Annotated in this window: 21 protein-coding genes, 1 other RNA gene and 1 pseudogene; 10 read left to right on the top strand and 13 right to left on the bottom strand. The window is 45.6% G+C overall.

Annotation, left to right across the window (positions count from 1 at the left end; genetic code table 11):
• The first annotated feature begins 120 nt into the window (after positions 1 to 120).
• On the top strand, positions 121 to 1005 hold the full coding sequence (locus ACVBJC_RS15605) for a DMT family transporter (protein WP_447161834.1): 885 nt from the start codon (positions 121 to 123) through the stop codon (positions 1003 to 1005).
• Between the two features lie 30 nt (positions 1006 to 1035).
• On the opposite strand, the gene ACVBJC_RS15600 is transcribed toward ACVBJC_RS15605, so the two are convergent.
• From ACVBJC_RS15600 to ACVBJC_RS15585, 4 genes are all read right to left on the bottom strand, one after another.
• Positions 1036 to 1605: a BON domain-containing protein gene (locus ACVBJC_RS15600; protein WP_447161833.1), complete on the bottom strand. Its 570-nt coding sequence runs from the start codon at positions 1603 to 1605 to the stop codon at positions 1036 to 1038.
• A complete protein-coding gene (locus ACVBJC_RS15595) occupies positions 1602 to 2195 on the bottom strand; it encodes a phosphoheptose isomerase (protein WP_012279127.1) in 594 nt (197 codons plus the stop codon). Before ACVBJC_RS15595 ends, ACVBJC_RS15600 begins: the two co-directional genes overlap by 4 nt.
• Before the next feature lie 63 nt (positions 2196 to 2258).
• Positions 2259 to 2600, bottom strand: coding sequence for a YraN family protein (locus tag ACVBJC_RS15590; protein ID WP_447161832.1), 342 nt, complete (start codon positions 2598 to 2600; stop codon positions 2259 to 2261).
• A gap of 110 nt (positions 2601 to 2710) precedes the next feature.
• Positions 2711 to 4585 carry a penicillin-binding protein activator gene (locus tag ACVBJC_RS15585; protein WP_447161831.1) on the bottom strand — a complete coding sequence of 625 codons (1875 nt, stop codon included), beginning with the start codon at positions 4583 to 4585 and terminating at the stop codon, positions 2711 to 2713.
• A gap of 102 nt (positions 4586 to 4687) precedes the next feature.
• On the opposite strand from ACVBJC_RS15585, the gene rsmI reads away from it, so the two are divergent.
• Both rsmI and rnpB read left to right on the top strand, forming a co-directional pair.
• Positions 4688 to 5530, top strand: coding sequence for a 16S rRNA (cytidine(1402)-2'-O)-methyltransferase (gene rsmI / locus ACVBJC_RS15580; RefSeq protein WP_447161830.1), 843 nt, complete (start codon positions 4688 to 4690; stop codon positions 5528 to 5530).
• Between the two features lie 72 nt (positions 5531 to 5602).
• An RNA gene (rnpB, locus tag ACVBJC_RS15575) (RNase P RNA component class A) lies at positions 5603 to 5954 on the top strand.
• A 228-nt stretch (positions 5955 to 6182) separates the two neighbouring features.
• Here rnpB and ACVBJC_RS15570 read toward each other — a convergent pair.
• The 6 genes from ACVBJC_RS15570 to ACVBJC_RS15545 form a co-directional block, all read right to left on the bottom strand.
• The gene (locus ACVBJC_RS15570) at positions 6183 to 7466 is read right to left on the bottom strand and encodes a carbohydrate porin (RefSeq protein WP_447161829.1); all 1284 of its coding nucleotides are present in this window, start codon (positions 7464 to 7466) and stop codon (positions 6183 to 6185) included.
• Positions 7466 to 8728 (bottom strand): quaternary amine ABC transporter ATP-binding protein, encoded by a 1263-nt coding sequence (locus ACVBJC_RS15565; protein ID WP_447161828.1) that lies wholly within the window; start codon positions 8726 to 8728, stop codon positions 7466 to 7468. Before ACVBJC_RS15565 ends, ACVBJC_RS15570 begins: the two co-directional genes overlap by 1 nt.
• On the bottom strand, positions 8721 to 9620 hold the full coding sequence (locus tag ACVBJC_RS15560) for an ABC transporter permease (protein ID WP_447161827.1): 900 nt from the start codon (positions 9618 to 9620) through the stop codon (positions 8721 to 8723). The genes ACVBJC_RS15565 and ACVBJC_RS15560 overlap by 8 nt, the downstream gene beginning before the upstream one ends.
• Positions 9621 to 9704: 84 nt before the next feature.
• Positions 9705 to 10706, bottom strand: a complete 1002-nt coding sequence (locus ACVBJC_RS15555; RefSeq protein ID WP_447161826.1) for an ABC transporter substrate-binding protein — start codon at positions 10704 to 10706, stop codon at positions 9705 to 9707.
• Positions 10707 to 11171: 465 nt separating this feature from the next.
• Positions 11172 to 12380, bottom strand: coding sequence for an NAD(P)/FAD-dependent oxidoreductase (locus tag ACVBJC_RS15550; protein ID WP_447161825.1), 1209 nt, complete (start codon positions 12378 to 12380; stop codon positions 11172 to 11174).
• Positions 12381 to 12662: 282 nt separating this feature from the next.
• Positions 12663 to 13538, bottom strand: a complete 876-nt coding sequence (locus ACVBJC_RS15545; protein WP_447161824.1) for a LysR substrate-binding domain-containing protein — start codon at positions 13536 to 13538, stop codon at positions 12663 to 12665.
• A gap of 345 nt (positions 13539 to 13883) precedes the next feature.
• Between ACVBJC_RS15545 and ACVBJC_RS15540 the strand changes: the two are divergent.
• The 4 genes and pseudogenes from ACVBJC_RS15540 to ACVBJC_RS15525 all read left to right on the top strand — a co-directional run bounded on the left by ACVBJC_RS15540 (position 13884) and on the right by ACVBJC_RS15525 (position 16979).
• Positions 13884 to 14150, top strand: a pseudogene (locus ACVBJC_RS15540) (DksA/TraR family C4-type zinc finger protein).
• 236 nt (positions 14151 to 14386) lie between these two features.
• On the top strand, positions 14387 to 15517 hold the full coding sequence (locus tag ACVBJC_RS15535; RefSeq protein ID WP_447161823.1) for an S-(hydroxymethyl)glutathione dehydrogenase/class III alcohol dehydrogenase: 1131 nt from the start codon (positions 14387 to 14389) through the stop codon (positions 15515 to 15517).
• Positions 15518 to 15612: 95 nt separating this feature from the next.
• A complete protein-coding gene (fghA, locus tag ACVBJC_RS15530) occupies positions 15613 to 16452 on the top strand; it encodes an S-formylglutathione hydrolase (RefSeq protein ID WP_447161822.1) in 840 nt (279 codons plus the stop codon).
• A gap of 200 nt (positions 16453 to 16652) precedes the next feature.
• On the top strand, positions 16653 to 16979 hold the full coding sequence (locus tag ACVBJC_RS15525) for a DMT family transporter (protein WP_447161821.1): 327 nt from the start codon (positions 16653 to 16655) through the stop codon (positions 16977 to 16979).
• 282 nt (positions 16980 to 17261) lie between these two features.
• On the opposite strand, the gene ACVBJC_RS15520 is transcribed toward ACVBJC_RS15525, so the two are convergent.
• Complete coding sequence (locus tag ACVBJC_RS15520; protein WP_447161857.1) at positions 17262 to 18860, bottom strand: ShlB/FhaC/HecB family hemolysin secretion/activation protein; 1599 nt, start codon at positions 18858 to 18860, stop codon at positions 17262 to 17264.
• A gap of 229 nt (positions 18861 to 19089) precedes the next feature.
• Positions 19090 to 20310 carry a threonine/serine ThrE exporter family protein gene (locus ACVBJC_RS15515; RefSeq protein ID WP_447161820.1) on the bottom strand — a complete coding sequence of 407 codons (1221 nt, stop codon included), beginning with the start codon at positions 20308 to 20310 and terminating at the stop codon, positions 19090 to 19092.
• A 212-nt stretch (positions 20311 to 20522) separates the two neighbouring features.
• On the opposite strand from ACVBJC_RS15515, the gene ACVBJC_RS15510 reads away from it, so the two are divergent.
• The 3 genes from ACVBJC_RS15510 (at position 20523) to ACVBJC_RS15500 (ending at position 23978) form a co-directional block, all read left to right on the top strand.
• Positions 20523 to 20921: an MAPEG family protein gene (locus tag ACVBJC_RS15510; RefSeq protein ID WP_447161819.1), complete on the top strand. Its 399-nt coding sequence runs from the start codon at positions 20523 to 20525 to the stop codon at positions 20919 to 20921.
• 249 nt (positions 20922 to 21170) lie between these two features.
• Positions 21171 to 23510 carry a YgiQ family radical SAM protein gene (locus ACVBJC_RS15505; protein ID WP_447161818.1) on the top strand — a complete coding sequence of 780 codons (2340 nt, stop codon included), beginning with the start codon at positions 21171 to 21173 and terminating at the stop codon, positions 23508 to 23510.
• A 126-nt stretch (positions 23511 to 23636) separates the two neighbouring features.
• Positions 23637 to 23978, top strand: a complete 342-nt coding sequence (locus ACVBJC_RS15500; protein WP_447161817.1) for a YkvA family protein — start codon at positions 23637 to 23639, stop codon at positions 23976 to 23978.
• A 30-nt stretch (positions 23979 to 24008) separates the two neighbouring features.
• On the opposite strand, the gene lpxL is transcribed toward ACVBJC_RS15500, so the two are convergent.
• A complete protein-coding gene (lpxL, locus tag ACVBJC_RS15495; protein ID WP_447161816.1) occupies positions 24009 to 24938 on the bottom strand; it encodes an LpxL/LpxP family Kdo(2)-lipid IV(A) lauroyl/palmitoleoyl acyltransferase in 930 nt (309 codons plus the stop codon).
• Positions 24939 to 25033 lie beyond the last annotated feature (95 nt).

Below are 25033 nucleotides of genomic sequence, written 5' to 3'. Positions count from 1 at the left end.
TAATAGGTGATCTTCATCTTGATATTAATTTAATTCATGCATGGATAAAAAACATCATTTTAGTTTGGCTTTTGTGGGCGATATCATGCGCGCATATTCAGTTGTACTGTGGAAAAACAGATGAAATCTAACGTCATAATTGCTATGGCTATCCTCGTTTTCGGCAACCTATTTAGTGCGCTCTATGATGTCTCTATTAAATGGATGCCAGAGGGAAGTAACGCCGCGACTTTCTTGTTAATACGGCAAATACTATCGGTATTGATGTTACTGCCTTTATGGTTTTACGCTAAAAGACCGACGACTCAACATGTAAAAGTCCACTTTTTCCGCTCGAACACGGGGGCATTAGGGGCGGTGTGTTTGATTATGGGCTTGATGTCATTACCTATTGCGACGGTGAGCTCGTTATTCTTTTCTGCCCCTTTGATGATTGTGCTGATGGGCTCGATTTTTCTAAAAGAGAAGGTAACGCCAACTCAGTGGCTCGCCACCATTTTAGGTTTTATTGGTATTTTAATCTTACTGCGTCCAAGCGAAATCAACTGGTTTGGGATTGCGGTGCTGATCTCGGCTTTTACTTTTGCCCTGAATCAGCTCGCGCTACGTAAGCTGCCCGATAGCGAGGATCCAAGTGTGACCCTGATGTTGTATAACACGCTCAGTATCCCGCTGACATTAGTGATGGTACTGGTACAGGGCTTTGAGGGCGTAAGCTGGGGCTTAATCGGCATTGCGGCACTGAGTAACAGCTTCTTACTGGCGTATCACTGGTTGTGTGTATTGGCTTACCGTAAAGCGCAGGCGAGTCAGATAGCGATTGCTGAATACACCGGATTACTCTTTTGTGTGTTGTTTGGCTGGCTGCTATTCGATGAGTGGTTAGACGGTTTGAGCTGGGTTGGTGCAGGCTTTATTGTACTGCCATCGCTAGTTATTCCATGGATAGTTGCAAGAATGGCTAATTTAAAACCCAAAAAAATCATCGAGCAAAAGGCGGGATGATCTTTTAGGTGTTGGCGAAGGGCATTGTGATTAAGAATCTGTATATTCAAACACCTTAATCACTTTGCGCACGCCGGCGGTATTACGCGCCACTTCCACGGCTAAATCGGCTTGAGCGCGTTCGACATAACCAATTAAGAACACCTCACCATTTTCAGTGACGACCTTAATATTGGTTACATCTAAGCCTTTCTCATTGAGCATTCGACCCTTCACCTTAGTGGTGATCCAGGTATCGTTACTACGAGTCGTAAAAGAGGTTGGATTACCAATACGGATCTGGTTATGGATCTTACCGCCAATCTTTAGCTCTTTAACAGTACGAACCGCTTTATCTCGCAGCATTGAGTTCGGCGCTTGGCCAATCATCAATACATTAGCGTTCATAACAATCCCGCTAATATTCGCCTGGTTTTTTAAGTCATCATGAGAAGCCAATGCGCTAGAGATATTAAAGTCGGCATTGGTGTCATCAATTTGAGTCTTAAAGCTGCGCTCGTCATTAACCATCATTGCACCGCCGACTGCACCGACCATAACGGCCCCAGCGCAGCCTTGCAGCATTAACACAATCGCGATTAATGGGAGCACTGCTCTCATGCTTGTTCGTCCTGTGGGAATAATGTGTGGTCGATGTTGTCACACAAGCAATGAATCGCGAGCAGGTGAACTTCTTGAATACGGGCGGTGACATTTGATGGCACACGGATCTCAACGTCGTTGACGCTAAGTAGGCCTGCCATCGCGCCGCCATCTTTACCGGTTAGCGATACAATTGTCATGTCACGGCTTAGGGCTGCTTCCATGGCTTTAATCACGTTACCTGAGTTACCGCTGGTTGAAATCGCTAACAAAATATCGCCAGGCTGGCCTAGTGCCATAATCTGTTTAGAGAAGATTTCATCGTAGCTGTAATCGTTAGCAATCGCTGTGATTGTTGACGTGTCGCAGCTAAGAGCAATAGCGGGTAGTGGTGGACGCTCAATTTCATAGCGGTTTAATAGCTCCGCAGAAAAATGCTGTGCATCACCGGCGCTACCGCCATTACCGCAAGCTAGGATTTTATTACCACTAAGCAGGCAGTGAACCATCATCTCAGCGGCTTTAGCAATTGATTCTGGTAGTGCTTCAGAAGCATCAATCTTAGTTTGAATTGACTCTGTAAAGCTGTCTTTAATGCGTTCTAACATGGATAAACCCTATGTTTATTTATGTCCACTTTTGGCTGGTGGTACATATGAAAATTAAACTATTTAAAATGCACCGCGGATCCATTGGATCCCTTGGGGATCGGCCGCAATGACATCGAAACGACAAATAGCATCGATTCGATTTAACTGTATGTAATGGTTTGCTGCTTTTCTAATTCGCCTTGCTTGTGCTGGGCTCAAAGCATTAACGGCACCACCGTATTGAGATGGAGAGCGGTATTTTACCTCAACGAACACCCAATCGTTGCCATCTTTCATCACTATGTCTATTTCACCAAAACGGTATCGCACGTTTTGTTCGACAAAGGTTAGCCCACGTTGCTGCAAATATTGCCGTGCTGCATATTCGGCAATTTGGCCTTGATTTGGGTTAGCTGGTGCCAAATTCGCTCATCCTTGTCGCGTTAATTTGAATATATCTTAAAGATTGTGCCGAGACTATTTGCTTCAGCGTATTTAACTGTAAAGTTTATCAAAAGCTTCCTGCATCGGCTTTATAGCGGACGCAAGTTACCTCTTTGATAGCGGCCCCAGCTGAGCTGGCGATTCAAGGTACCGTCAGGTTGCACCGATAACAAACCGCTACGCCCTGTAAACTGATAGCCAGGTAAGGCGCGCATTTGTGCCAGTTTACCGACTAAATCGAGCGCATCATAGCCCATAATAAATAGACGTTTACGGCTGTTACTCCAGTTAGGCCATAGCTCATTGACCATACGGGTTTCAGTGTTGGGCGTGATCAGCCATGGAATGTCGCTAATCGTTAAGTTATTCAGCTCATTAGCCGTTTCTCGGTCGTTACCTTCAACACGGCTACGGCTGGTGGTATACAGAGGCACAGGCTCAGCAAACACGCTAAAGTTAACGTCGATAAAAGGCTTAAGTAGCGCTAAATCTTGGCTGGCAGAAATCATATAGATAGCATCGACATCGCGACGGGAGCGAAAATCCGCTTCAATCTTAGGAGTCAAAATAGCCTTAATGCGAGAAATACGTTCTTTACTATCGATAACGCCTAAGGCTTTTTGTACGGTGACCTTCATTTTGTCGCCGCCGTCATAGTAATGGATTTCGGCCGGATTATTAGTCAGGGTTTGCCAAGCCTTATTGAAGCTTTCCGCCATGCGGTGGCCAACAGCATCATTGCTGACTAATAGTAACGGCTGTTCAATACCATCATTGTATAGGCGCTGAGCCGCATCAATGGCTTCATCGGTCGGCGATAAGGCAAAGAAATACTTATCAGGATCGGCGGTAAAAGTATCAATATGGTTCAAGTAAAGCTGTGGAATGGTCTTGCTCACCACAGGACTCACGGCGACAGCCTCTCCAACCGCGTTAACGGGAGCGCCTACAGCAGTCATATTCTGTAAGTGCTCGACTTCAGTTTGCAGTAGTGGACCAATGATAAATTCAGCGCCCGATGCCACGGCTTGCTGGTAAGCGGCCTGTGCACCTGTTGCTGTATCGAAAAAGTTGAGTGCAACACTGTCGTCACCGGTTGCCATATAGTTGGCAATAATGCCTTGCTTGACGGTGCTAGCAACGCTTGCACGTGAGCCTGTTAATGGCAGTAAGACCGCGATATTTTTTGGCTGATAAGGCTGAGTGTTAAGTGCCTTTTCTAAGTCAGTGGGCAGTTTTGCCGCTGCAGGATGATACGGGTTGAGTTGTTGCCAGCTGCCTAAGTGGCGAACCAGATCGTTAGGGTCGACGGCATAGTGTTTAGCGATATAGGCCAGTTGTACCCAACCCGCAAAAATCGGGTTAGAGGTATCGTTGCTAAAGCTTAATAGGGTTTGTTCGTTAATCGGCTGTAGAGAGCGCCAAATAGTGTCGTTGACTTCTTGAGCCTGTGAGGCCGGTAAATACTGGCTCAGTAAGCTCAATTGTCTCACTTGATCGATTGGTTGATTAACTAATTGATACAGGTGAGCCTTAAACTGGTAGTAACTGACCCATTGCCAGTTTGGCAGTGTCCAGTCGCTTGGATAATTAAGCACCTGCAGAGCATGATCATAGGTCGACGTCATCTCTAATACGCGAGCGGAAAGGTAAATATGCTCCGCCAGTAGCTCTGGTTTTTGGCTGATATCTTGCGCAATCGATTTCAGCGCTTTATCTGCAGCGCTGGCATTCCCTTCGTTGATAAAGGCATGCGCGGCGAGTAAAACATATTTATCGCGGGTTTGTTTATTTTTTTCTTTGGCAGCAAGGGCCAAATATTGCGATGACGTCTCGGTCACTGCGGATAAAGAAACTTGTGTCTTTTCAGTCTGTACCGGCGCAGAAGTCGTGCCGCAACCGAACAAAACCGCAGATAAAATTGCGATAGAAATAAATTTTGTTGTATTCAGTCTTTTTAACACGGGTCTTCACTCTGGTAAGATGCTGCTAATAGTTTAACCTGCTCTTCCGCTTGGCGAAAGTATTGTTAGAAACTCTTGCCAACACTCAATACAGAGGTAGTTATGGACCTGTCGGTCGCGCTTTACATTGTTCCCACACCAATTGGGAACCTAGGGGACATCAGTAGCCGTGCAATAGAGGTACTTAACCAAGTATCACTTATTGCCTGTGAAGATACCCGTCATAGTGGAAAATTACTGAGTCACTTCGGTATTGAAACTCGAAAAACTGCGCTACACGATCACAATGAACGTGATAGAGCGCAGTGGATCATTCAAAAGCTGGGTAATGGTGAAGCGGTAGCATTGATCTCCGATGCTGGCACACCGCTGATCTCAGATCCTGGCTACCACTTAGTTAAACAAGTGCGTGAAGCAGGATTTAATGTGATCCCACTGCCCGGACCATGTGCTGCGATTACGGCATTAAGTGCTTCCGGTTTACCTTCTGATCGTTTCTCGTTTGAAGGTTTCTTACCCTCAAAAGAGAAAGCGAGATTTGATAAACTTACCGCACTGAAAGATGATCCTCGCACGTTAATTTTTTATGAATCACCGCATCGTATTGTGCACAGCCTAGAGTCACTGGTTGAAGCGTTAGGTAGCGATCGTGAAATTGTGATGGCGCGTGAAGTGACTAAAACTTTTGAGACCTTCCTGTCAGGTCCCGCTGGTGAAGTACTGCAAACAGTAAAAGATGATCCCAATCAGCAACGCGGCGAAATCGTGTTGATGTGTCACGGCCATCGCAGCGATGAAGAGTTAGAGTTCTCGCCAACAGTGATAAACACGCTTAAATTACTGTGCGAAGAGCTGCCTTTGAAAAAAGCCGCCGCCGTAGCGGGACAGATTTACGATATTAAAAAGAACGCACTTTATAAACATGGTTTATCCATCGGCCTTTAAATATTGTGCGTGCGAAGACGGTATTTGTGAAAGTCCTTGGTTTGTTAGTCTCGCTTAGGCTATAATCCGCGCCGAGTTGGCTAGACAGTTGCCGCGTTCGCAAGAACGGGGAGGAAAGTCCGGGCTTCAAAGAGCAGGGTACCAGGTAACGCCTGGGCGGTGCGAACCGACGACAAGTGCAACAGAGAGGAAACCGCCTGCTTGATTTATCAAGTCGGTAAGGGTGAAAGGGTGCGGTAAGAGCGCACCGTGCGGCTAGCAATAGTCCGTAGCAAGGTAAACTCTACCCGAAGCAAGACCAAATAGGGTCCCGTATGGCGCTGCTCGCGTTGGGACCGGGTAGGTCGCTTGAGCCTGTGAGCGATTGCAGGCCTAGATGAATAACTGTCCACGACAGGACCCGGCTTATCGGCCAACTCAACCTTTTGATGCAGAAGGCCTCACAGAAATGTGGGGCCTTTTGTTTTTAAAACGATTAATTCTTTAGAGTGGCAGTTCGAAAAGAAAGATAAAAAGTCATTTATTTCACTCTTAAACCAGAGTTAGGGTTTATCGGATATCAATGTCACCTCTTAATAAAAAGCCCGTTTACCGAAAAGTAAGCGGGCTTTTTATTACCTGTAAATCAGGTTTGTCGGTATAAAGAGTATGACTAGAAATAGTAACCGAAGTTAATATTAAAGCGGGTGTTAGTGCCGCCATCTCCCACCATAGTGCCGCCGATAAAGGGTTGGTTCTCTGCAACAACAAAGTCGACATAGGTATAGAGTCCACCTGCAGCAATAGCCATACCAGTGACGTTCATAAAGGTATCCGCGAGTGCTGCAGATTTATCGGTAACCAGCGAATAATCGTTATAGAAGGTTAGGTTGGATATCGGGCCTATCTCTACAGGTAAGCTGTATGCCACGTTGGCGATATAAGTCGTGGCTTCTGCTGGAATAGAGTCGTAAAAATGATATGCGGCTACCACAATACGTTCTACATCCATGCCATCGACATCGTATTTGTAGTCGGTCAGCTGTAATTTAACGTTCCAGCGATCGTAGTTAACCACGCTGTGAATGGCTGCAGCGACATTATCGCCATCGGTGCCATTGGCAATATCAAGCTGTCCGGCTTGGATTGACGCGCCCAGTTCAACTTCGAGCTCATCGAATATCAAATTGTGAGCATAACGACCATTGAAGGTATTCACCTCAGCTGCAGCGTAACCGTCACTGGGGGCATCATAGACACCTTCTCCAGGTAAACGGATACCAACAACATCGTAGGCATAACGATCGGTTCGGTCTGAGACAAAGCCATCAAGGCCGCCTTGTTCGTCATTCTTATAGAAGGCAAAATCAATTTGGTTGTTATCGCCTTTATAGGTGTAGTTCAAGCCCATATCATGGTCATCTTCAAGTCCGAGATAGAAGTTAGAGCTGAAGAAGTAGTTGTTTGATGCGTAAGTTAACATACCAAAAGGCACTTGAGTGACACCAATTTTACCTTGTTGTTTGTCATCAAAGTTGTAACCAATCCAAGCGTGCTGAATCACATTCATGTACTCAAACCAGCGGTACTGGGCAGAAAAGATTAGGTCTTGATAATTGCCTGACACATCGATACGGAACAGGTCAAAATCAAAATCGCCACCACGGTCAGCATTGTCGTCATCATAGTCTTCATAGGTGTAATTGACACGCACGGCGCCGCCAAAATTGACGCTGCTCTCTGGTTCCTTTTGCTGCTCTTCGACGACGAGCAGTTCAGGTTCAAGCTGTTGAGGCTCAAGTTGTTCAGGTTCAAGCTGTTGAGACTGAAGCTGCTGAGCCTCAAGTTGCTCGATGCGGGCTTTTAACGCTTCTAGCTCTTCATCAATTGGGGTGGCGCTTGCATTCGCGGATAATGCAAGGGCGATACATGAAGCTGCAAGTGTGTAGCGGATCATCATTTATCCTTATGAGTTAAGTTTGATTTTTGTAGGTCTGTATTGGCTGTGCTGTCGGCGTCGCTATAGAAATCCGATAGCACGTCGGCTAAGTGAGTCCGCGAAAGTTCGCCTTGTAGGTCGCCATCGGCATCGACAACGGGGAGGGGGTAATCAGACTCCATTGTCGCGGGAATAATGCTTTCAAGCAGTGCATCTTGTGAAATAGGGGTTAGCTCTTCTACCTTGAAGTCTTCCATTAGCGCTTGTTCATCAGCTTTGACGGCATCTTCTAGCGCTGCTTGGCACACCACCCCCTGAAAGCCTTCATCGGTAACGTAATAGGCATAGTTAGCAGGAATGCGTTTCATCTGTTTAAGTGCTTCTCCTATCGTGTCGGCAGTGAGGCGAAATGCGGGTGGCTTCATAACCGTTTCAACTGTCAGGGCTCGCGGACGGTTTACATCTTTGACAAAAGCATCTACATAATTATCAGCAGGGTTGAGCAAGATATCGACTGGCTCACCGACTTGAACCAGTTCACCGTCTTTGAGAATGGCGATACGATCGCCAATGCGTAGCGCTTCATCGAGATCATGGGTAATAAAGATAATGGTTTTACGTAGCTCTTTTTGCAGCTCTATCAACTGGTCCTGCATCTCACTGCGTATAAGTGGATCGAGTGCGGAGAAAGCTTCATCCATCAGCAGGATTTCGGCATCGGTACACAGGGCTCTTGCTAGACCGACACGTTGTTGTTGGCCACCTGAAAGTTGAGAAGGATACTGCTCTTCATATCCGCTCAAACCGACAGTTTCCAGCCATTGTTTGGCTTTAGCATTTCTAGTGGCTTTATCGACCCCCTGTACACTTAGGCCATAACCGACATTTTCCAGCACGCTTTTGTGGGGCATTAAGCCAAAACGTTGGAACACCATGGCCATTTTACTGCGCCGAAACAGTTCTAGCTGCTTGGTATTGAGCTTCATTACATCCAAGCCTTCAACCAGTATTTGGCCTTCGGTAGGATCGATTAATCGATTGAAGTGACGAATTAAGGTTGATTTACCGGAGCCAGATAGTCCCATAATCACAAAAATCTCGCCTTGGTGAATGTCGAGGTTAATGGCTTTAAGGCCGACGGTATGGCCGGTTTGTGCGAGAATGTCATCCTTAGATAAACCTTCTTTTACTAGCGGAATAACCTTGTTTGGTTTTTTGCCAAAGACCTTATAAAGATCTCTAATTTGAATGAGTGGCTCTTTAGATGAGTTGTTATTCATGATGGCCACTTCGCGTATGTTTTTGTGACCGTTTGGCGTAGGCCTGCGAGGTGCGATCAAAAATGATAGCGAGTGCGACAATAGCCAAACCGTTAAACAGCCCAAGAGTGAAATATTGGTTAGTGATCGACTTGAGTACTGGCTGGCCCAAGCCCTTAACGCCAATCATAGATGCGATAACCACCATTCCGAGTGCCATCATTATCGTCTGGTTAATACCGGCCATAATGGTGGGAGAGGCCAGTGGTAATTGAACTCCCAGCAAGCGCTGCATCGGATTCGCGCCGTAAGCCGTCGCCGCTTCTAGTACTTCTTTGTCTACTAGGCGGATCCCTAGGTTAGTTAGACGAATAACAGGTGGAATGGCGTATATGACCACGGCAATAACGCCGGGGACTTTGCCAATACCCAGTAGCATGACCACTGGGATCAAGTAGACAAAGGCAGGCATGGTTTGCATCACATCCAAAATGGGCGTCACCACCGCCTGAGTACGATTACTGCGAGACATTAAGATACCAATGGGTACGCCCAATGTGATGGCCAATAGGGTGCAGACAGTAATGATGCTAAGGGTGCGCATGGTATCTTGCCACATGCCAAAATAACCAATCAGTAAGAATGAAATGACAACGCCTAAAGATAGCTTCCATGAGCGGCTAGCAACATAAACCAAAGCGGTGATAGAGAGCAGCACTGCCCACCATGGCGACTGCACAAGCAGCTTTTCAAACCAGATAAGAAAGTCGAGCAGCGGATCGAATAAAGACTCGATAACATCGCCGTACTCGCGAGAAAAGTCCCGAAAAGCACCGTCTAAATATTTACGGATCTGCAGCAAAGTAGAGCGGTCCATTTTCGGAAATTCGCTGAGCCAAGAAAAGTCAGCCATTACGACCTCTATTATTGTTATTAGGGATAATCTAGATGAGGATAAAAAAGCGAGGCGTAGCAGGCCTCGCTTTGATAGTGACTTTTAGAGATCGGCTATGGCCAATTTCACTTTAGTGGCCACCTCTGCGGGAACCCATTCAAGCCAAATATCTTGATGATTGATTAAGAAGTACTCGGCAGCGATAGTGCCATCAGCCTGATTATCTTCCATCCAGGCCAATAAGCGGTTCATCTGTGTATTGGTTAAGGCGCGCTTGCCAAGATACTCAAATGCAGACGTTGATTTTTTAGCAAATGCTGCGGTAGTAATTGTTTGTACCAAGGCTGCAGGGTACATAGTGACTTTAGGATCGGCACACTCTGCTTGAGAGATACAGTCACTAAATTCTTTTGCATCGACACCACTACCAAAGTCTACTTTGACCATTTTGTACTTGCCTAGTACCGCAGTGGGCGCCCAATAGTAGCCAAACCAAGGTTGTTGACGCTCATAAGCTCGGGCAATCGAACCCGCTAGACCGGCTCCTGACCCCGGATCGATAAGATCAAACCCAGCATCACCGAGCTTGAGGGCGCGAAAGAGGTTTTCCGCAGAGAGTTGGCAGCCCCAGCCTGCAGGGCAGCCATAAAAGGCACCGCGCTCTGGATCTTCAGGGTGCTCAAAGTTTTTTACATTGGCGATCACTCCCTGAATGGTTTTCAGGCTGGGATCTTTGTCGACCATGTACTGCGGCACCCAAAACCCCTCTTCACCACCATCAGATAGCGACTTGCCGGCAATAACTAAGCGCTTGTCAGTGACCGCTTGTTCGATAAGCTCTTTAACGCTGTTACTCCAGATTTCAGGGGCGATGTCTGGCTCGCCTTTTTCAACCATAGAGGTGCTGGTGGGCATGGTATCACCAGGGGTTAACTCGGCTTCGCAGCCATAGCCATGTTGTAAAATAAAGCGGTCAACGTTAGCGATTAATGAAGCAGAGCTCCAATTCATATCGGCGATAGTGACCTTGCCGCATTGTTCTTGGGCTAGGGCTTGATGTGTTATGCCGCTAAGAAGGCAGCCAATTAACAGTATACGTTTCATAAGAACTCCGTGCTTGAGGTTAGCGATCCTTTGCGCACGTGCCGTCTCTGTTAATCATTAGAGTTCAAACTAGAGGCAGTGCTTCACTTTTTCTGGTAGCAGCCTTGTTGCAGTCTAGTAAATTAGTTTGCAACAGATTTAAGGCTAGTATCGATCAAAATTAACACAGCTGCTTGGTGGTTAACAGTTAAGCAATCTTGCTTTGTGGTGTAGGGCAAAAAAATACCTGCTAGATATGTTTAGAGTTCGAACTACTTTCTACAAATAGGGCTATTCACTTACAGGGTTACTCTATTGGCTTTCGTGCTCTCGCGTTATTGGCTCTACTATGATTGGCACCACGATTAAAGTTGGTCAGCGGTATGAGATTAGAAATTAATGGCTAATATTCAAAAAAACCGCTTATCGAAAGATAAGCGGGCTTTTGTTAGCTGTAATTTACGCAGGTAATTGCAATAGTTCTGCTTAAGCGGGTTTAAACAAACACTTTAGTCGTTTGAAAATAATCAAACGCGAAATGGTTAAGTAACCACTAACCGTTTTTTGATGTAAACGGAAAATCGTATCGTAGAGGCGGCGCACTAAGCGGCCTTTTAAGATTAACCTGTCATTCATCATGGTGCTAATTGCAAAGTTATGCCCGATAGCGACCACCATTCCGCCGTCGTTGTAGACAAAAGGATTGAGTGGCTTCCCATCTAATAGGGCGACTAAGTTTTTAGCTAAATGCACTGCAGCGCGGTTAGCTGCCTGAGCTTTAGGTGGTACTTGGCTACCATCTGCTTGTGGAATTGCGGCGCAGTCACCGAGTGCAAAGATTGATGAATCAAAGGTTGTAACAAGCGTTTGCTCAACAACCAGTTGGTTAAGCGAGTTGCTCTGCAGGCCGCCTATCTCTTTTAGCCAGTCAGGGGCTTTAATACCTGCTGCCCAAAACTGCACATCGGCATTGAGCACTAGGCCGTCGCTGGTGAGCATACGATCGGCTTCAACGCTAGCGATGCGAGTATTAAGCATCACATTAATCTGATATTTCTCAAGTCTCAGTAGCGCTTGCTCAGACATTTTAACTGGGCCGTTTGGTAATACTCTATCGGCGGCTTCAATCAAGTTGATATTAAGCCATGCTGCATAAGGATTTTCGCTCAGTTCTGCACTTACTTTGGCAAGCTCTGCTGCGAGCTCTAGACCCGTCGCGCCAGCACCGACAATGTTGATGCTGCAATCTTTACCTGAACGCAGCAAACTGCTGATTTTGTGCCAGCTATCACGGGCTTGTTCTGGTGTGTCTAAGAACAAGCAGTGCTCTTTTGCACCTTGGGTCGCAAAATCATTACTGATCGCGCCAATGGCGATGATTAGGTAGTCGTAATCGAGTGTATCTGTTTCACCATTAGGCTTACGTACGGTGAGTTTCTTTGCTGCTCGATTAACGTCAGTCATCCAGGCTTGATAGTGCATGTAACCATTTTTAGCACCATGGCTAAAGTAACAAAGACTATCAAGATCGGTGTCAAAGGTACCAGCGGCTATTTCATGAAACCGCGGCTTCCAATAATGGTGGGTTTCGCCTTCAACCAAAATCACTTCATCTTGGCTATTCACACTGCGACCTAGCATACTTGCGATTTCAAGGCCTGCTGCGCCGCCACCAACAATAACAATACGAGACATAGTAATTCCTCTAAGCATCAACAGATGCCGATGTAATTTGATAAGAGCCTTAGGACTAAAAGGGGATACGAAAGGTATGACCGAGTGCAGGGCTTTAGATGGCGCTCATTATAGTTACCGTTCTTTTTGGAACAATTAGCTCAAAAGGTAAATTACTTTTGCACACAGGTAACAATTGTTGGGTGAGGAATTATTGTTTATTGATTTTTAAGCATTTTACTTGAATTTTGTCATATGTATTTTGACCCACGCTCTGGGGTGTAGGTCAAAATAGTGGGAGTGCTAGGCTTGTTTAAGGCCGTGGCTTAAGTGATCAAGTAGCATACGTACCTTTGGTGAGAGATGGCGATTTTGCGGATAAAGCGCCCAAATCCCCTCTTCTGGTTGGCGGTTTTGCTCAAGCAAAGGCGTTAGCTCGCCTGACTCAATAAACGGCAATACGTAATAATCGGGCAATTGTACTATGCCGATGCCTTTAATGGCGGCATCAACTAAAGCGTGGCCACTATTACAACTTAAACTGCCTCTAACGCGTACATTTCTGGTTTTGCCATTTTCTTGAAAGCGCCAATAATCCATGGTGCCGATTAGGCAGTTGTGCTGATCTAGCTCTGATAGCGAGTGCGGAATACCATAGGTTGAGATATAGCTAGGCGACGCGCACACATATTGGGTACGACTGCTTAGCTTCTTGGCCATCATGCTTGAGTCTTCTAAGTGTCCAAGTCGAATCGCCAGATCGTAACCTTCATCAACTAAGTCTAACTTTTGGTTGGTTAGATTGAGTTTGACTTCCAGCTCTGGGTAGAGCGATGCAAAGTCATTAATTAATGGCGCCATGGTCATTTCGCCATAGGTGACCGGCGCGGTGATTTTGAGTAACCCGCGTGGGCTTGTCTGCAAATTAGTAATTGCACGCTCGGCTTCTTCTAAGCCATCTAATACTTGGCGACAATGTTGATAATAGATGCGACCAACTTCGGTTACCGATACCTTGCGGGTGGTGCGGTGAAACAGCTTAGAGGCCAGTCTGGTTTCAAGTGCACTAATTTGGCGGCTGACTTGTGCGGTTGATATCCCCAATCTTTGTGATGCCTTGGTAAAGCTTTCTGCTTCAGCAACGGCGACAAACTCACTCACACCTTCCCAATTGAACATGATGACTCCTTATGCGACAAGCTGACTCAGCCTTTATTACTGTATGGTAAAAGAGATTTGTATTAAGAGCTAATTATCATTCTATTTGAAATAAATATAATGAGCCTCATCAAAAGGTGAGTCATTGTCGCTAATCAGGTTAGCTAACCTGCAGCCGGGTGACATGGACTGCTTATATCTGGAACTGTCTATATCTGGAGCGACTTCGCTCTCAGTTCGCGCTGGTCACTCAAGGGCGAAATACAGTGGATTGTTAGACGCAATCCCAGCCTTCGACTATAGATTAATAGGCTGCTAAATCGACTTATGCTCAGCAACCGCGAATTGTCATAGAGAGGTACTAACATGGCTGGTGGATGGTCAAGAGATGGTGCGGTGCAAGATCAAATCGACAGCAGTGTCGACGATGCCGTGTCAACCGCTAGAAGTAAACTGGTTGGCGGGATTAGCCTGCAACATTGTGAAGAGTGTGGCGAGCAGATCCCTGAGGCTCGACGTATGGCGGTGGCAGGTGTATGACTCTGTGTTCATTGTCAAAATGAACTCGATGGTGCTCAGGCAAAGCAACAGCTGTTTAATCGCCGAGGCAGTAAAGATAGCCAGCTACGTTAAATTTGCTGTGGCAAAAACCAGTAGAGATTAATTTATAACATGGCTTTGAACTAGCTCAAGCCCTAGAAAGCATTTCAGTAAATAATGAAGCCACGTTCCTAAAGATTATTACCATATGGTAAAGGTTAATTACCTATTGGTGGGATTATCAATATTGAACAGGTCGTTATAATCTTTGCCATACCCACAGCGGTGACACGCCGTATATAAAAGTTTATTAAGAGTAGGAATACAAGATGACAGCACAAACAATCAAATCAAAAGCCGCAGTAGCTTGGGCCGTTGGCCAGCCACTATCTATGGAAATCGTAGATGTAATGCCACCACAAAAAGGTGAAGTGCGCGTTAAGATGATCGCCACTGGCGTATGTCACACCGACGCATTTACATTATCGGGCGACGATCCAGAAGGCATCTTCCCTTGTATTCTTGGTCATGAAGGTGGCGGTATTGTTGAGTCTATCGGTGAAGGTGTCACTAGCGTTAAAGTAGGCGACCACGTTATCCCACTTTACACTCCTGAATGTGGCGAATGTAAATTCTGTAAGTCTGGTAAGACTAACCTTTGTCAGAAGATCCGTGAAACTCAAGGTAAAGGTTTGATGCCAGATGGTACTAGCCGTTTCTCTAAAGATGGCCAGATAATCTATCACTACATGGGCACTTCAACGTTCTCTGAGTACACCGTATTACCTGAAATTTCGTTAGCGAAAGTCAACCCTGAAGCGCCACTTGAAGAAGTTTGTCTTCTAGGCTGTGGTGTCACAACCGGTATGGGCGCGGTAATGAACACCGCTAAAGTTGAGGAAGGCGCAACCGTTGCTATCTTCGGTATGGGTGGCATTGGTCTGTCAGCGGTTATCGGCGCGGCAATGGCTAAAGCGTCACGCATCATTGCTATCGATATCAACGAAAGTAAGTTCGACCTAGCCCGTCAATTGGGTGCAACTGACTGCATTAACCCTAAAGACTATGACAAGCCAATCCAAGATGTGATTGTTGAGCTGACTGATGGCGGCGTTGATTACTCATTTGAGTGTATTGGTAACGTTAACGTCATGCGCAGCGCACTTGAGTGTTGCCATAAAGGTTGGGGTGAGTCAGTGATTATTGGTGTTGCAGGTGCAGGCCAAGAGATCTCAACGCGTCCATTCCAGTTAGTGACGGGTCGTGTTTGGAAAGGTAGTGCATTTGGTGGCGTTAAAGGCCGCTCTGAATTACCAGAGTACGTTGAGCGTTACCTTGCAGGTGAGTTCAAGTTAAGTGACTTTATTACTCATACAATGGCGCTTGAGCAAGTTAACGAAGCATTTGATCTTATGCACGAAGGTAAGAGTATTCGTACAGTAATCCACTTCGACAAGTAATTAGGTCATATAAAATAACAAGCGCTTTCGGGCGCTTGTTGTTTTTAAGAGGCTTGATTGCTCTCGATGTAAAAATTTATAGGAGTCGGCATTAAATGACCGTTGAAAATATCAGTGTCAACAAGAGCTTTGGCGGCTGGCATAAGCAATATAGCCACCAGTCTACAACCCTAAATTGCGCCATGCGATTTGCGGTTTATCTGCCGCCTCAAGCGTCAAATGGTAAAAAAGTTCCCGTGCTTTATTGGTTGTCAGGGCTAACCTGTACCGATGAAAACTTTATGCAAAAAGCTGGCGCACAGCGAATGGCTGCTGAGCTGGGTATGGCGATTGTTGCGCCAGATACCAGCCCACGAGGCGATGATGTTGCCGATGATGCGGGTTACGACTTAGGTAAAGGCGCGGGCTTTTATGTCAATGCTACCCAAGCACCTTGGAATCGCCATTACCGCATGTACGATTATGTGGTTAATGAATTGCCTGCGCTTATTGAATCTATGTTCCCGGTGAGTGATAAGCGCTCTATTGCGGGTCACTCTATGGGCGGCCACGGTGCGTTGGTGATTGCCATGCGTAACCCACAGGCTTATCAATCTGTGTCGGCATTTAGCCCGATTGCAAATCCAGTAAATTGCCCTTGGGGCAAAAAGGCACTAACAGCCTATCTAGGCCGTGATACCACAACTTGGGTTGATTACGATGCCAGCCTATTGATGCGTAAAGCGACTGAATTTGTGCCAGCTTTAGTTGATCAAGGTGAGGCTGATGACTTTCTTATCGAGCAGTTAAAGCCAGAAGTACTAGAGGCGGCAGCTAAAATGAGCGGCTACCCGCTAACGCTAAATATGCAAGAAGGTTATGATCATAGCTATTACTTCATCTCTAGCTTCATTGAAAACCACTTACGTTTTCATGCCGAGTATTTAGCGCAGTAAAACGCAATTTTCACCCGAAATACCGACGCTATAAGCCGCCAATAGGGCGGCTTTTCTATTACCTTTAAAAAGATTATTACCCAAGAGTAAAAGTGATTTGTATTGAAGGGGGATTATCATTATTTATCAGAAAAATATAATACGGATATTGATTTTAAACGCCTTTGCAAACAATTGCGGAGCACAATTAAGGTAATAAAATGAGCTGGATGTTTCTTTTTCTGGGTGTGGTGGCAGAAGCCTTGTCTCATGTGGCGTTAAAAGCCACTGATGGTTTTAGTAAGCCGTTACCTGCCGCTTTAGTGCTTCTAGGCCACCTAACGGCATTTATCTTTTTAGGCCAAGCGATGAAGGGCATGCCTGTTGGTGTAGTACACGCGCTTTGGGCGGGGTTGGCCATTGTTACTGTGACTTTATTGTCGGCGCTATTTTATCGTCAACACTTAGATATGACAGCTTGGGTTGGTATGGCGCTGGTGGCCGTTGGTGTGATGATGATTAACTTTTCTCAGGGGCACAGCCATTAACCGCGAATATTGCTGTTTAACTGAGACGACTATAAATTAAGTCGAATTGTTGATTTTACATGTTGGTTTGATTGATTTTGCTCAAGGCCTACAAGTGAGTTCGACAATGGGCAAAGTTGAAGTAGGGTTTGATTCTGTCTCGACACTTGGTGAGCAATGATGAAAGCGCAAATAAAGCGGAACGATAAGTTTGAAAATAATGAGCCGAAGAATGACATTAAAGAAAAAATTGAAGCATTTTATGACACTAAGTAACGCCTAATTGTTGGCTCGATAGGGCGCTTAAAAGCGATTTTTCACCTGAAAGCGCCATTCCCAACTATTCACTTCAACCCCGGAGGTGAATGGCATACTTATATCAATATGAGCGACATTACCGTAGCTTGATTTTGATGAGTAAATCCTTGCACCAATACCAACGCTGCCGATGGGGGAAGATACTGCGTTATTTTCATCGTCACCACCAAATGCATGACCTACATCGGTAAATACGGCCCAACCGAGTTCCGCTAATTGATATAAATTGATATTAGGATAGTTTCTTATCTCTGCGGTAAAGGCCCATTGATTGTCACCATATTGGTAATCATTGGGGTAGCCACGAACCCCAGTGTCATCGCCAAGAGCAAAAGGTTCATCCAAGTAGTTATTTTGTGAGGTGCTTAATCTGAGCTTTGAATAGGCAGTCCACTTGGGACTAATATGATAAAAATACTCGGCGGCGACATTGAGTTTATAGAAATCTTTTTGGCTGGTGGCAAATACGCCCTCACCATCCATCTCCAATAAAATCAGTTGATCCTCACCATGGTAGCCGCGACTCGATTGCCAGTTTATGTGGTAACCAATCGGTGAGCTGTCGTTTAGGTCTCGGGTTTCGATACCTAGCTTAAAGTAATGCTGCCAACCAAAGTTAAAGTCCTCGTTGTAATTAATTAAATGCACATTCTTGAGGACTTTGAAATCATCTTGTAGATACTGATAAGCAAGCCATGGATAAAGAAAGTCTCTATCTTTTGGCAGCTCTGAGTTTGGGTAGCTATCGATATGGTTAAACTCGTGCTGGTCTTGAGTTATCCCGGTAATAAACCTAGAAACTTCCTCGCTATTGTGGTTTATCAGCCAGCCAAAGCGGGCATTATTGTAGAAAACGGAGTGCTGAAATTCATTAATATCCATACCGTTTTGCTTGAGAGTATCAACGCGCAGGTCATCCAAGTATTCGGCAGAGTACATATGGCTGCCGTCTAAGGTGTAAAAAGGTTTATTAAAATAAACATGTTTAGCCTGCCCATCGCTATTATCGTAAAAGTCAGCAGCAATAGTGGCGTGTTGGATATAATAAAATGGTGCCTCGACGCCAAACTTATAGCCCGTTCTGTCTGCATTTGACTGATATTTGATACGAGTTCGAATACCGTAACCGAGTAGATTATCTTCTTTGATACCGATGGAAAACTTATTTTCCCCGCCGCTTCTTCCTGCGCTAAAAGTGGGCAGTAGTGACCAGTTATCCCAGGTTTCGACTAAGATATTTTCGCCTTCATCAGAAAGGTCTGCATCGGGAGCGGGTGCTGAGTAGCTAATTTTAGCGTCACGAATATAGGCCTGTGAGCGCAATATACGTTGTGCTTCGTCTAGGTCCTTTTGGCTGACTTCATTTCCTTCTGAAAAGCTAAGTTTGTCGCGGATCACTGAGTCTCGGGTGTTAATATGTAGGTAGTTAGCCCAGCGATGAATGAAAAAAGTATCGGGGTCGGAGAGATCAAAAATATCGTTACTCTTGATCACAATATTCTTGGTCGGTTTTTTTTGCTCGTAATCTTCAGCGTGGTGCTTATCAGGAACTGCAGTTTTATTTTCAGCCGAAGCAACATCCATCTGGATGCTAAAAAAGAACACTAAGGTGATGCTGAAAACCCGCTTCATTATGTCACTCTACTCCTTGGCGAGAATTAATAGTGGCTAAAGTGTAACAAAACTATAACACAGCGTAAGTGTAGATTAGTCAAGTCATAACAGGCAGTTTTACTTAATCAGAAAATGATTTAGCGCAATAAAAAAGAGCGCCTTTAAGCGCTCTTTCTTTGGTGATTATTGCTGCTAGCGCTTACAAGGTACGCCTTGGCGGAACGGCAACGTTGGCAAAAATTAAGCCTGCAATAATGGACATAAAAATTAAAAAAATCTGTATCCCCAAATGAGATTGGTTAAAGATGGTCTCACCGAGAATTAAGGTATTAAGGCCGATATAGGTTTTACTACCAGGTACTAAGATCACTATGCCTTGCAATAATGCGATAGAAGCGGGTGCCTTCATCCAACGAGAAAACAAGTTAGAGTATACGCCGACGGCTAATGCGCCAAAGAAAATACCAATCGATTCGCCAAAGTAAATCCCGCCCAATATCGCCGAGAAAAAAGCGACAATGCCAGCTAATATGCCCCAGGGGGAGTCTTTTATTCTGGCTTTAAAGATAATAACCAGTGCCGTAGATAAGATTGGCACTGAGATAAATGTCGCCCATTGAGGTAGTGCTTCAGGAGGAATATAGCTTGTCTCGCCAAATAACGCCTTGCCAATGGCCATGCCGAGGATCACCCCGAAATAGAGCTTAAATAGCAGCATGAAGGCATCCATCACCCTTGCCGTACCTGAGATAAGGTCACGCGCTGCGAGTTCAGCTAGCCCCAAAGTGAGGGCAAGGCCGGGAATAAAGATAATAATGCCGGACAAGATCACCACAGGGATATTAACCGAAGGGTCGACGCGTGCGATAGCGAAGGCTGCAATAGCACAGAGGATCGCGGCAAGGGGCTCAAGCATTTCTGCCATACGTTTAGAACGTTCGGCGCGATAAACTAAACCGTAAACCATCAGGCCTAACATGCTAGACCAAAAAGCATCGTTCCAACTCGTGCCCATTAGCATGGCAAAGGCACCTGCCGATACACCAAAGGCGAGTAGGGTTAGTTTGGTACCGTATGGGTTAGGTTTATTGGAGATCTCTTCTAGGCGTTCAAGCGCTTCACTGAGTGTGCGCTGACCTGACATGAGTTCTTCAACCAGTTCGTCGGTTCTGGCTAATGAGCCCAGATCTAGCTCACCGGGCTTCACTCTGGCGACGTGGTTATACTCTTGGTCTTCGTCGTGTTGTAACACAAAGGTCATCGCGGTTGGCGAGATCAAGAAGTAACCTTCAATGCCAAGCACGTTAGAAACACCTTGTAGGTGAGTCTCTAGGCGATAGGCTGGCGTACCAAATTTATGCAGTGCTTTACCGAGCCGTATGATGAAACGGCGCTTTTCTAAAAATTCTCGATTATCCACAATCTTGCTTCGCTGTAGGTGACTTCAGGATTATTTATTTTATTAAACAAATGCTTACATTGTTTTTATCGTTTGTTCTATACAGATGTTTATTTGCCCTGTTTTGACGAGCGCATCTTAACCTATTTGAGCTAAAAAGGTTGCCATTTATTTTACATAATGTTCGATAATTGTAATGCTGTGGTTTTACTTGCTACTGAATAGGTCAACGTATGCCACTTGCTATATCCGCTTTGTTTATCAGCCTTACTGCACTGTTAACGATTGCGCTCTCTTTTAGGGTAATAAAACTGAGGCGCAGACATAAAATTGGTCTCGGTAGTGCGGGTAATGAGTCACTTGAATTGGCGCAAAGAGTGCACGCTAATTTATTGGAAAACGCGCCTATTACTTTGTTGCTGTTCGTGGTTGCAGAGATGAATGGCACCGGTGCGCTATTACTTTACGTATTTGGCACTGTATGGATTGTTGCTCGTTTGCTGCATGCAATTGGGTTAACTCAGGGGCGAGGCGGTTATCATTTCGGTCGTTTTTGGGGCGTCTTGTTAACTTGGGCTGTGATGTTAGCTCTAGTGCTGGCAAATTTACTGACTTTTATCTCCAGTTTATAGCGCTTAGCCAATGTCAGCCAAAAGCTAATAAGCCTTATTGTATCGACTTCAGTACACTGTAAAGTCAGGCTGAATAATACCCACAGCCAAATTATGGGATAAGGGGCTATACTAAAAAAAGCATCAACTTGATGCTTTTTTAGTCACACCTTGCAGGCGGAGCCTGTTATACTCCGCGTCCCCAACGTGAGAGTAACGTGGGGCGCGAAATCTGCGTAATTTTTGTATTTCAGTTAGGCTGCCTAATCCATGCAAGTAGAATCCACGTTATTTACCTTTCCAAAGTATCGCCCTGAGCTTACTCGCCCAGCGCCCTTCTTGCCTATGTCTCGCAAAGAGATGGCTAAGCTAGGCTGGGATAGTTGCGACATCATTATCGTCACCGGCGATGCGTACGTGGATCATCCAAGCTTTGGTATGGCAGTAATTGGCCGCATGCTCGAAGCGCAAGGCTTTAGAGTCGGGATTATTGCCCAACCTGATTGGTCAAACAAAGAAGACTTTATGAAGTTAGGTAAGCCTAACCTCTATTTTGGTGTGACCGCCGGTAACATGGACTCGATGATCAACCGCTATACGGCCGAGCGGCGTATGCGTCATGATGATGCCTATACCGCAGGAAATATTGGCGGTAAACGCCCCGATCGTGCCGTAACGGTTTACACCCAGCGCTGTAAGGAAGCCTTTAAGAATGTGCCTGTGGTGATTGGCGGTATCGAAGCGAGCTTGCGCCGTATCGCTCACTACGATTATTGGTCCGATAAAGTGCGTCGTAGCGTTATTTTAGACGCCAAAGCAGATATCTTGGTTTACGGAAATGCTGAGCGACCTTTGGTGGAGTTGTCACACCGTTTAGCCACTGGCGAGCCTATCTCTGAGCTGCATGATATTCGCGGCACGACAGTTATTCGTAAAGAGCCTTTGCCTGAGTGGAAGGGCATGGATTCACGAAAAATAGATCAACTACATAAAATCGATCCAATTCCTAACCCGTATGGTGCCGATGATGTCGGTTGTAAAAACCTGTCGGGCCCAACGGATGAGAAAATATTCGATAATGATGCGCCAAAGGCGATCAGTATCCAACCTGCCAGACCTAAGCCTTGGGAGAAGACTTATGTCTTACTGCCTAGCTATGAAAAAGTATCTGAAGATAAGTTTTTGTATGCCCATGCCTCGCGTATTTTGCATCAGGAGCAAAATCCCGGTTGTGCGCGCGCGTTATTTCAAAAGCATGCCGAGCGTGCCATTTGGGTTAACCCACCGGCATGGCCGCTGAATACTGATGAGATGGATGGCGTATTTGATTTAGCTTATCAGCGCGTGCCGCATCCATCTTATGGCAAAGAAAAAATTCCTGCCTACGACATGATTAAGACCTCAATCAATATTATGCGTGGCTGCTTTGGTGGCTGTTCTTTCTGTTCGATCACCGAGCATGAAGGACGAATTATTCAAAGTCGTTCTCAGGATTCGATCGTTAAAGAAATTAAAGACATTCAAGATAAAGTGCCTGGATTTACCGGGGTGATCTCCGATCTGGGTGGCCCAACGGCCAACATGTATCGCTTAGGCTGTTCTAGTGTTAAAGCTGAAAGCACTTGTCGTCGTTTATCTTGCGTATTCCCGTCAATTTGTGGTCATTTAGATACCGATCATCAAGCGACTATCGACTTGTATCGCGCCGCTCGAGATGTACCAGGGATTAAAAAGGTATTGATTGCCTCTGGGGTGCGCTATGACTTAGCCACTGAAGATCCGCGCTATGTTAAAGAGCTGGCCACCCATCACGTGGGTGGCTACCTGAAGATTGCTCCAGAGCATACCGAAGAGGGACCGCTCAATAAGATGATGAAGCCGGGAATGGGCACTTACGATAAGTTTAAAGAACTTTTCGATAAGTACTCAAAAGAGGCGGGGAAAAAGCAGTATTTGATCCCTTACTTTATCTCGGCGCATCCAGGCACCACCAATGAAGATATGGTGAATTTGGCGCTATGGCTGAAAGGCGAAAAGTTCAAGCTGGATCAAGTGCAGAACTTCTATCCATCACCCATGGCAAACGCAACGACGATTTACCATACCGAGCTGAACTCACTTAAAAATGTGAAGCACAACAGCGAACAGGTTTCGGTACCGAAAAAAGGCCGCCAGCGTAAGTTACATAAAGCTTTGTTGCGTTATCATGACCCAGCAGGCTGGCCGCTTATTCGTGAAGCGCTTATCGATATGGGTAAAGAAAAGTTAATTGGTAATGGCCCATCTTGCTTAGTGCCAGTAGAGACGCGCCAGGAGCGTGAAGCGAACCGCAACAATAAGAAGCTCAATACTAAAGATGACGGTAAAGGTAAAAAAGCCTTTACCCGTTTCTCTGCTGATCAGTTTGATGACCGCAAGTCTGGGCAGGGTAAATCTGCTCAGAGTAAGCCGAGTCAGAATAAGTCAGGCCAGAGCAAAGCGGCGAACGCTAGCACGGCTAAGCAAGGCGCTAAAACAGGTGGTCAGGGAAATCCAAATTCAAATAAAGCAGCTGCCAAGCGACCGCCTAAAAAGAATGCTTGGGGAACCACGCCGAAACACCAAAGGTAACGCACCCAGAGTAAAACAACGCTTGGGACACTCAACTGTCCAAAGCATCAGCGATAAGCTTGCTGTAGCTAATTAAACTAAAATAAGGGAATATCAAGGATATTCCCTTATTTTTTTGGCTGGATCATGACTCAAGAAATGAATGACACAAACGATTATAGCGATGAGAGCTTTTGGCTGAAGGTGAAAATGTTTGCCAAAAAAGCCGGACGTGAAGTGATAGATAATGCGCTGTGTTTATATTATGCCGCGAAGCGACCAGATACGCCTAAGTGGGCGAAGACGGTGATTTTTGGTGCCTTGGCTTACTTTATCTCGCCGATTGATGCAATTCCAGACTTAACCCCTATACTGGGATTTTCCGATGATCTCGGGGCATTAGCTGCTGCGCTGGCTATGGTATCTATGTATATCGATGATGATGTCAAAAACCAAGCCGCCGAAAAGTCGTCAGCCTGGTTTGATTAGTGAAGCATTGATACAGAGAGGCTTCACCGGTTAATACAAAGAGCTTTCGCCATCAGGGCGGTTCTTAAAGCGCCTATGTAGCCACATATATTGGCTTGGCTTAGCCATAATTGACTCTTCAACAATCTTATTAATAAAGCACGCGCCCGCGTGTTCATCTCCCTTAGGAAACTTATCTATCATTGGTTCTTTTATAGTGAGAGTGTAGTGGCCACTGTCGTTGTTACGTACAAAAACAACAGGCACTATGGCGCAGTTGGTGTTATCCGCTAACAAACTGGTGCCAGTGGTAGTACAAGCATTTTCAACTGCGAATAACGGCGCAAAAGTCGAGCGACGGCGACCATAGTCATGATCCGGTGCATACCACATGAAGGCACCATCATTGAGCGCTTCCAGCATAAACTTGACGTTCTTGCGATGAATCAACGTATGCCCACCTTGCGAACGTCCTTTTAGCTGGAAGTAATCAAAACATGGATTGTTGTTAGGGCGGTATACCGCCATGCCCTTTGCATATTGGCCAAATGCGCGGCCACTAAGCTCAAGGTTGAGTGAGTGCACGGCAATTAGCAGTGCACCACGACCTTCAGCCTTTAGTTTGTCGATATGCTCCATGCCAACTACAGTGGTGTGTTTAGCAATACGTTCATTCGACCAAAACCAAGCCATACCGGTTTCTAATAGGGCTAAGCCGGTGTTTTCAATATTCAGTTTGATTAAGTTATCGCGCTCAGCGTCACCCATATCTGGAAAGCACAGTTCAAGATTGCGCTTAATGGTGTGCTGGCGCTTCTTCATAAAGCCGATGACAATACGGCCAACAAGCTTACCTAAGCGTATTTGAATCGCATAAGGCAACAGACTGCAAAGAAAGCTAAGGCTAACGATGAGTAATACACCCCAATATTTGGGATGTAACATTGCGAGCGAGAAGGTTGGAACTGTGTACTTACTCATGAGGGGTTGAGCTTTTAGTGATACTGAAAAATGTCGCGCGAGTATACGCCATGTTTAGAGGTTGAGCGCTGTCTTATATTCGTTAATTGCGCTAA

It is taken from the genome of Shewanella sp. 0m-6, from assembly GCF_052977325.1.
The sequence above is the reverse complement of the archived record's forward strand: the minus strand, read 5'-3'. Positions and strand labels throughout refer to the sequence as shown.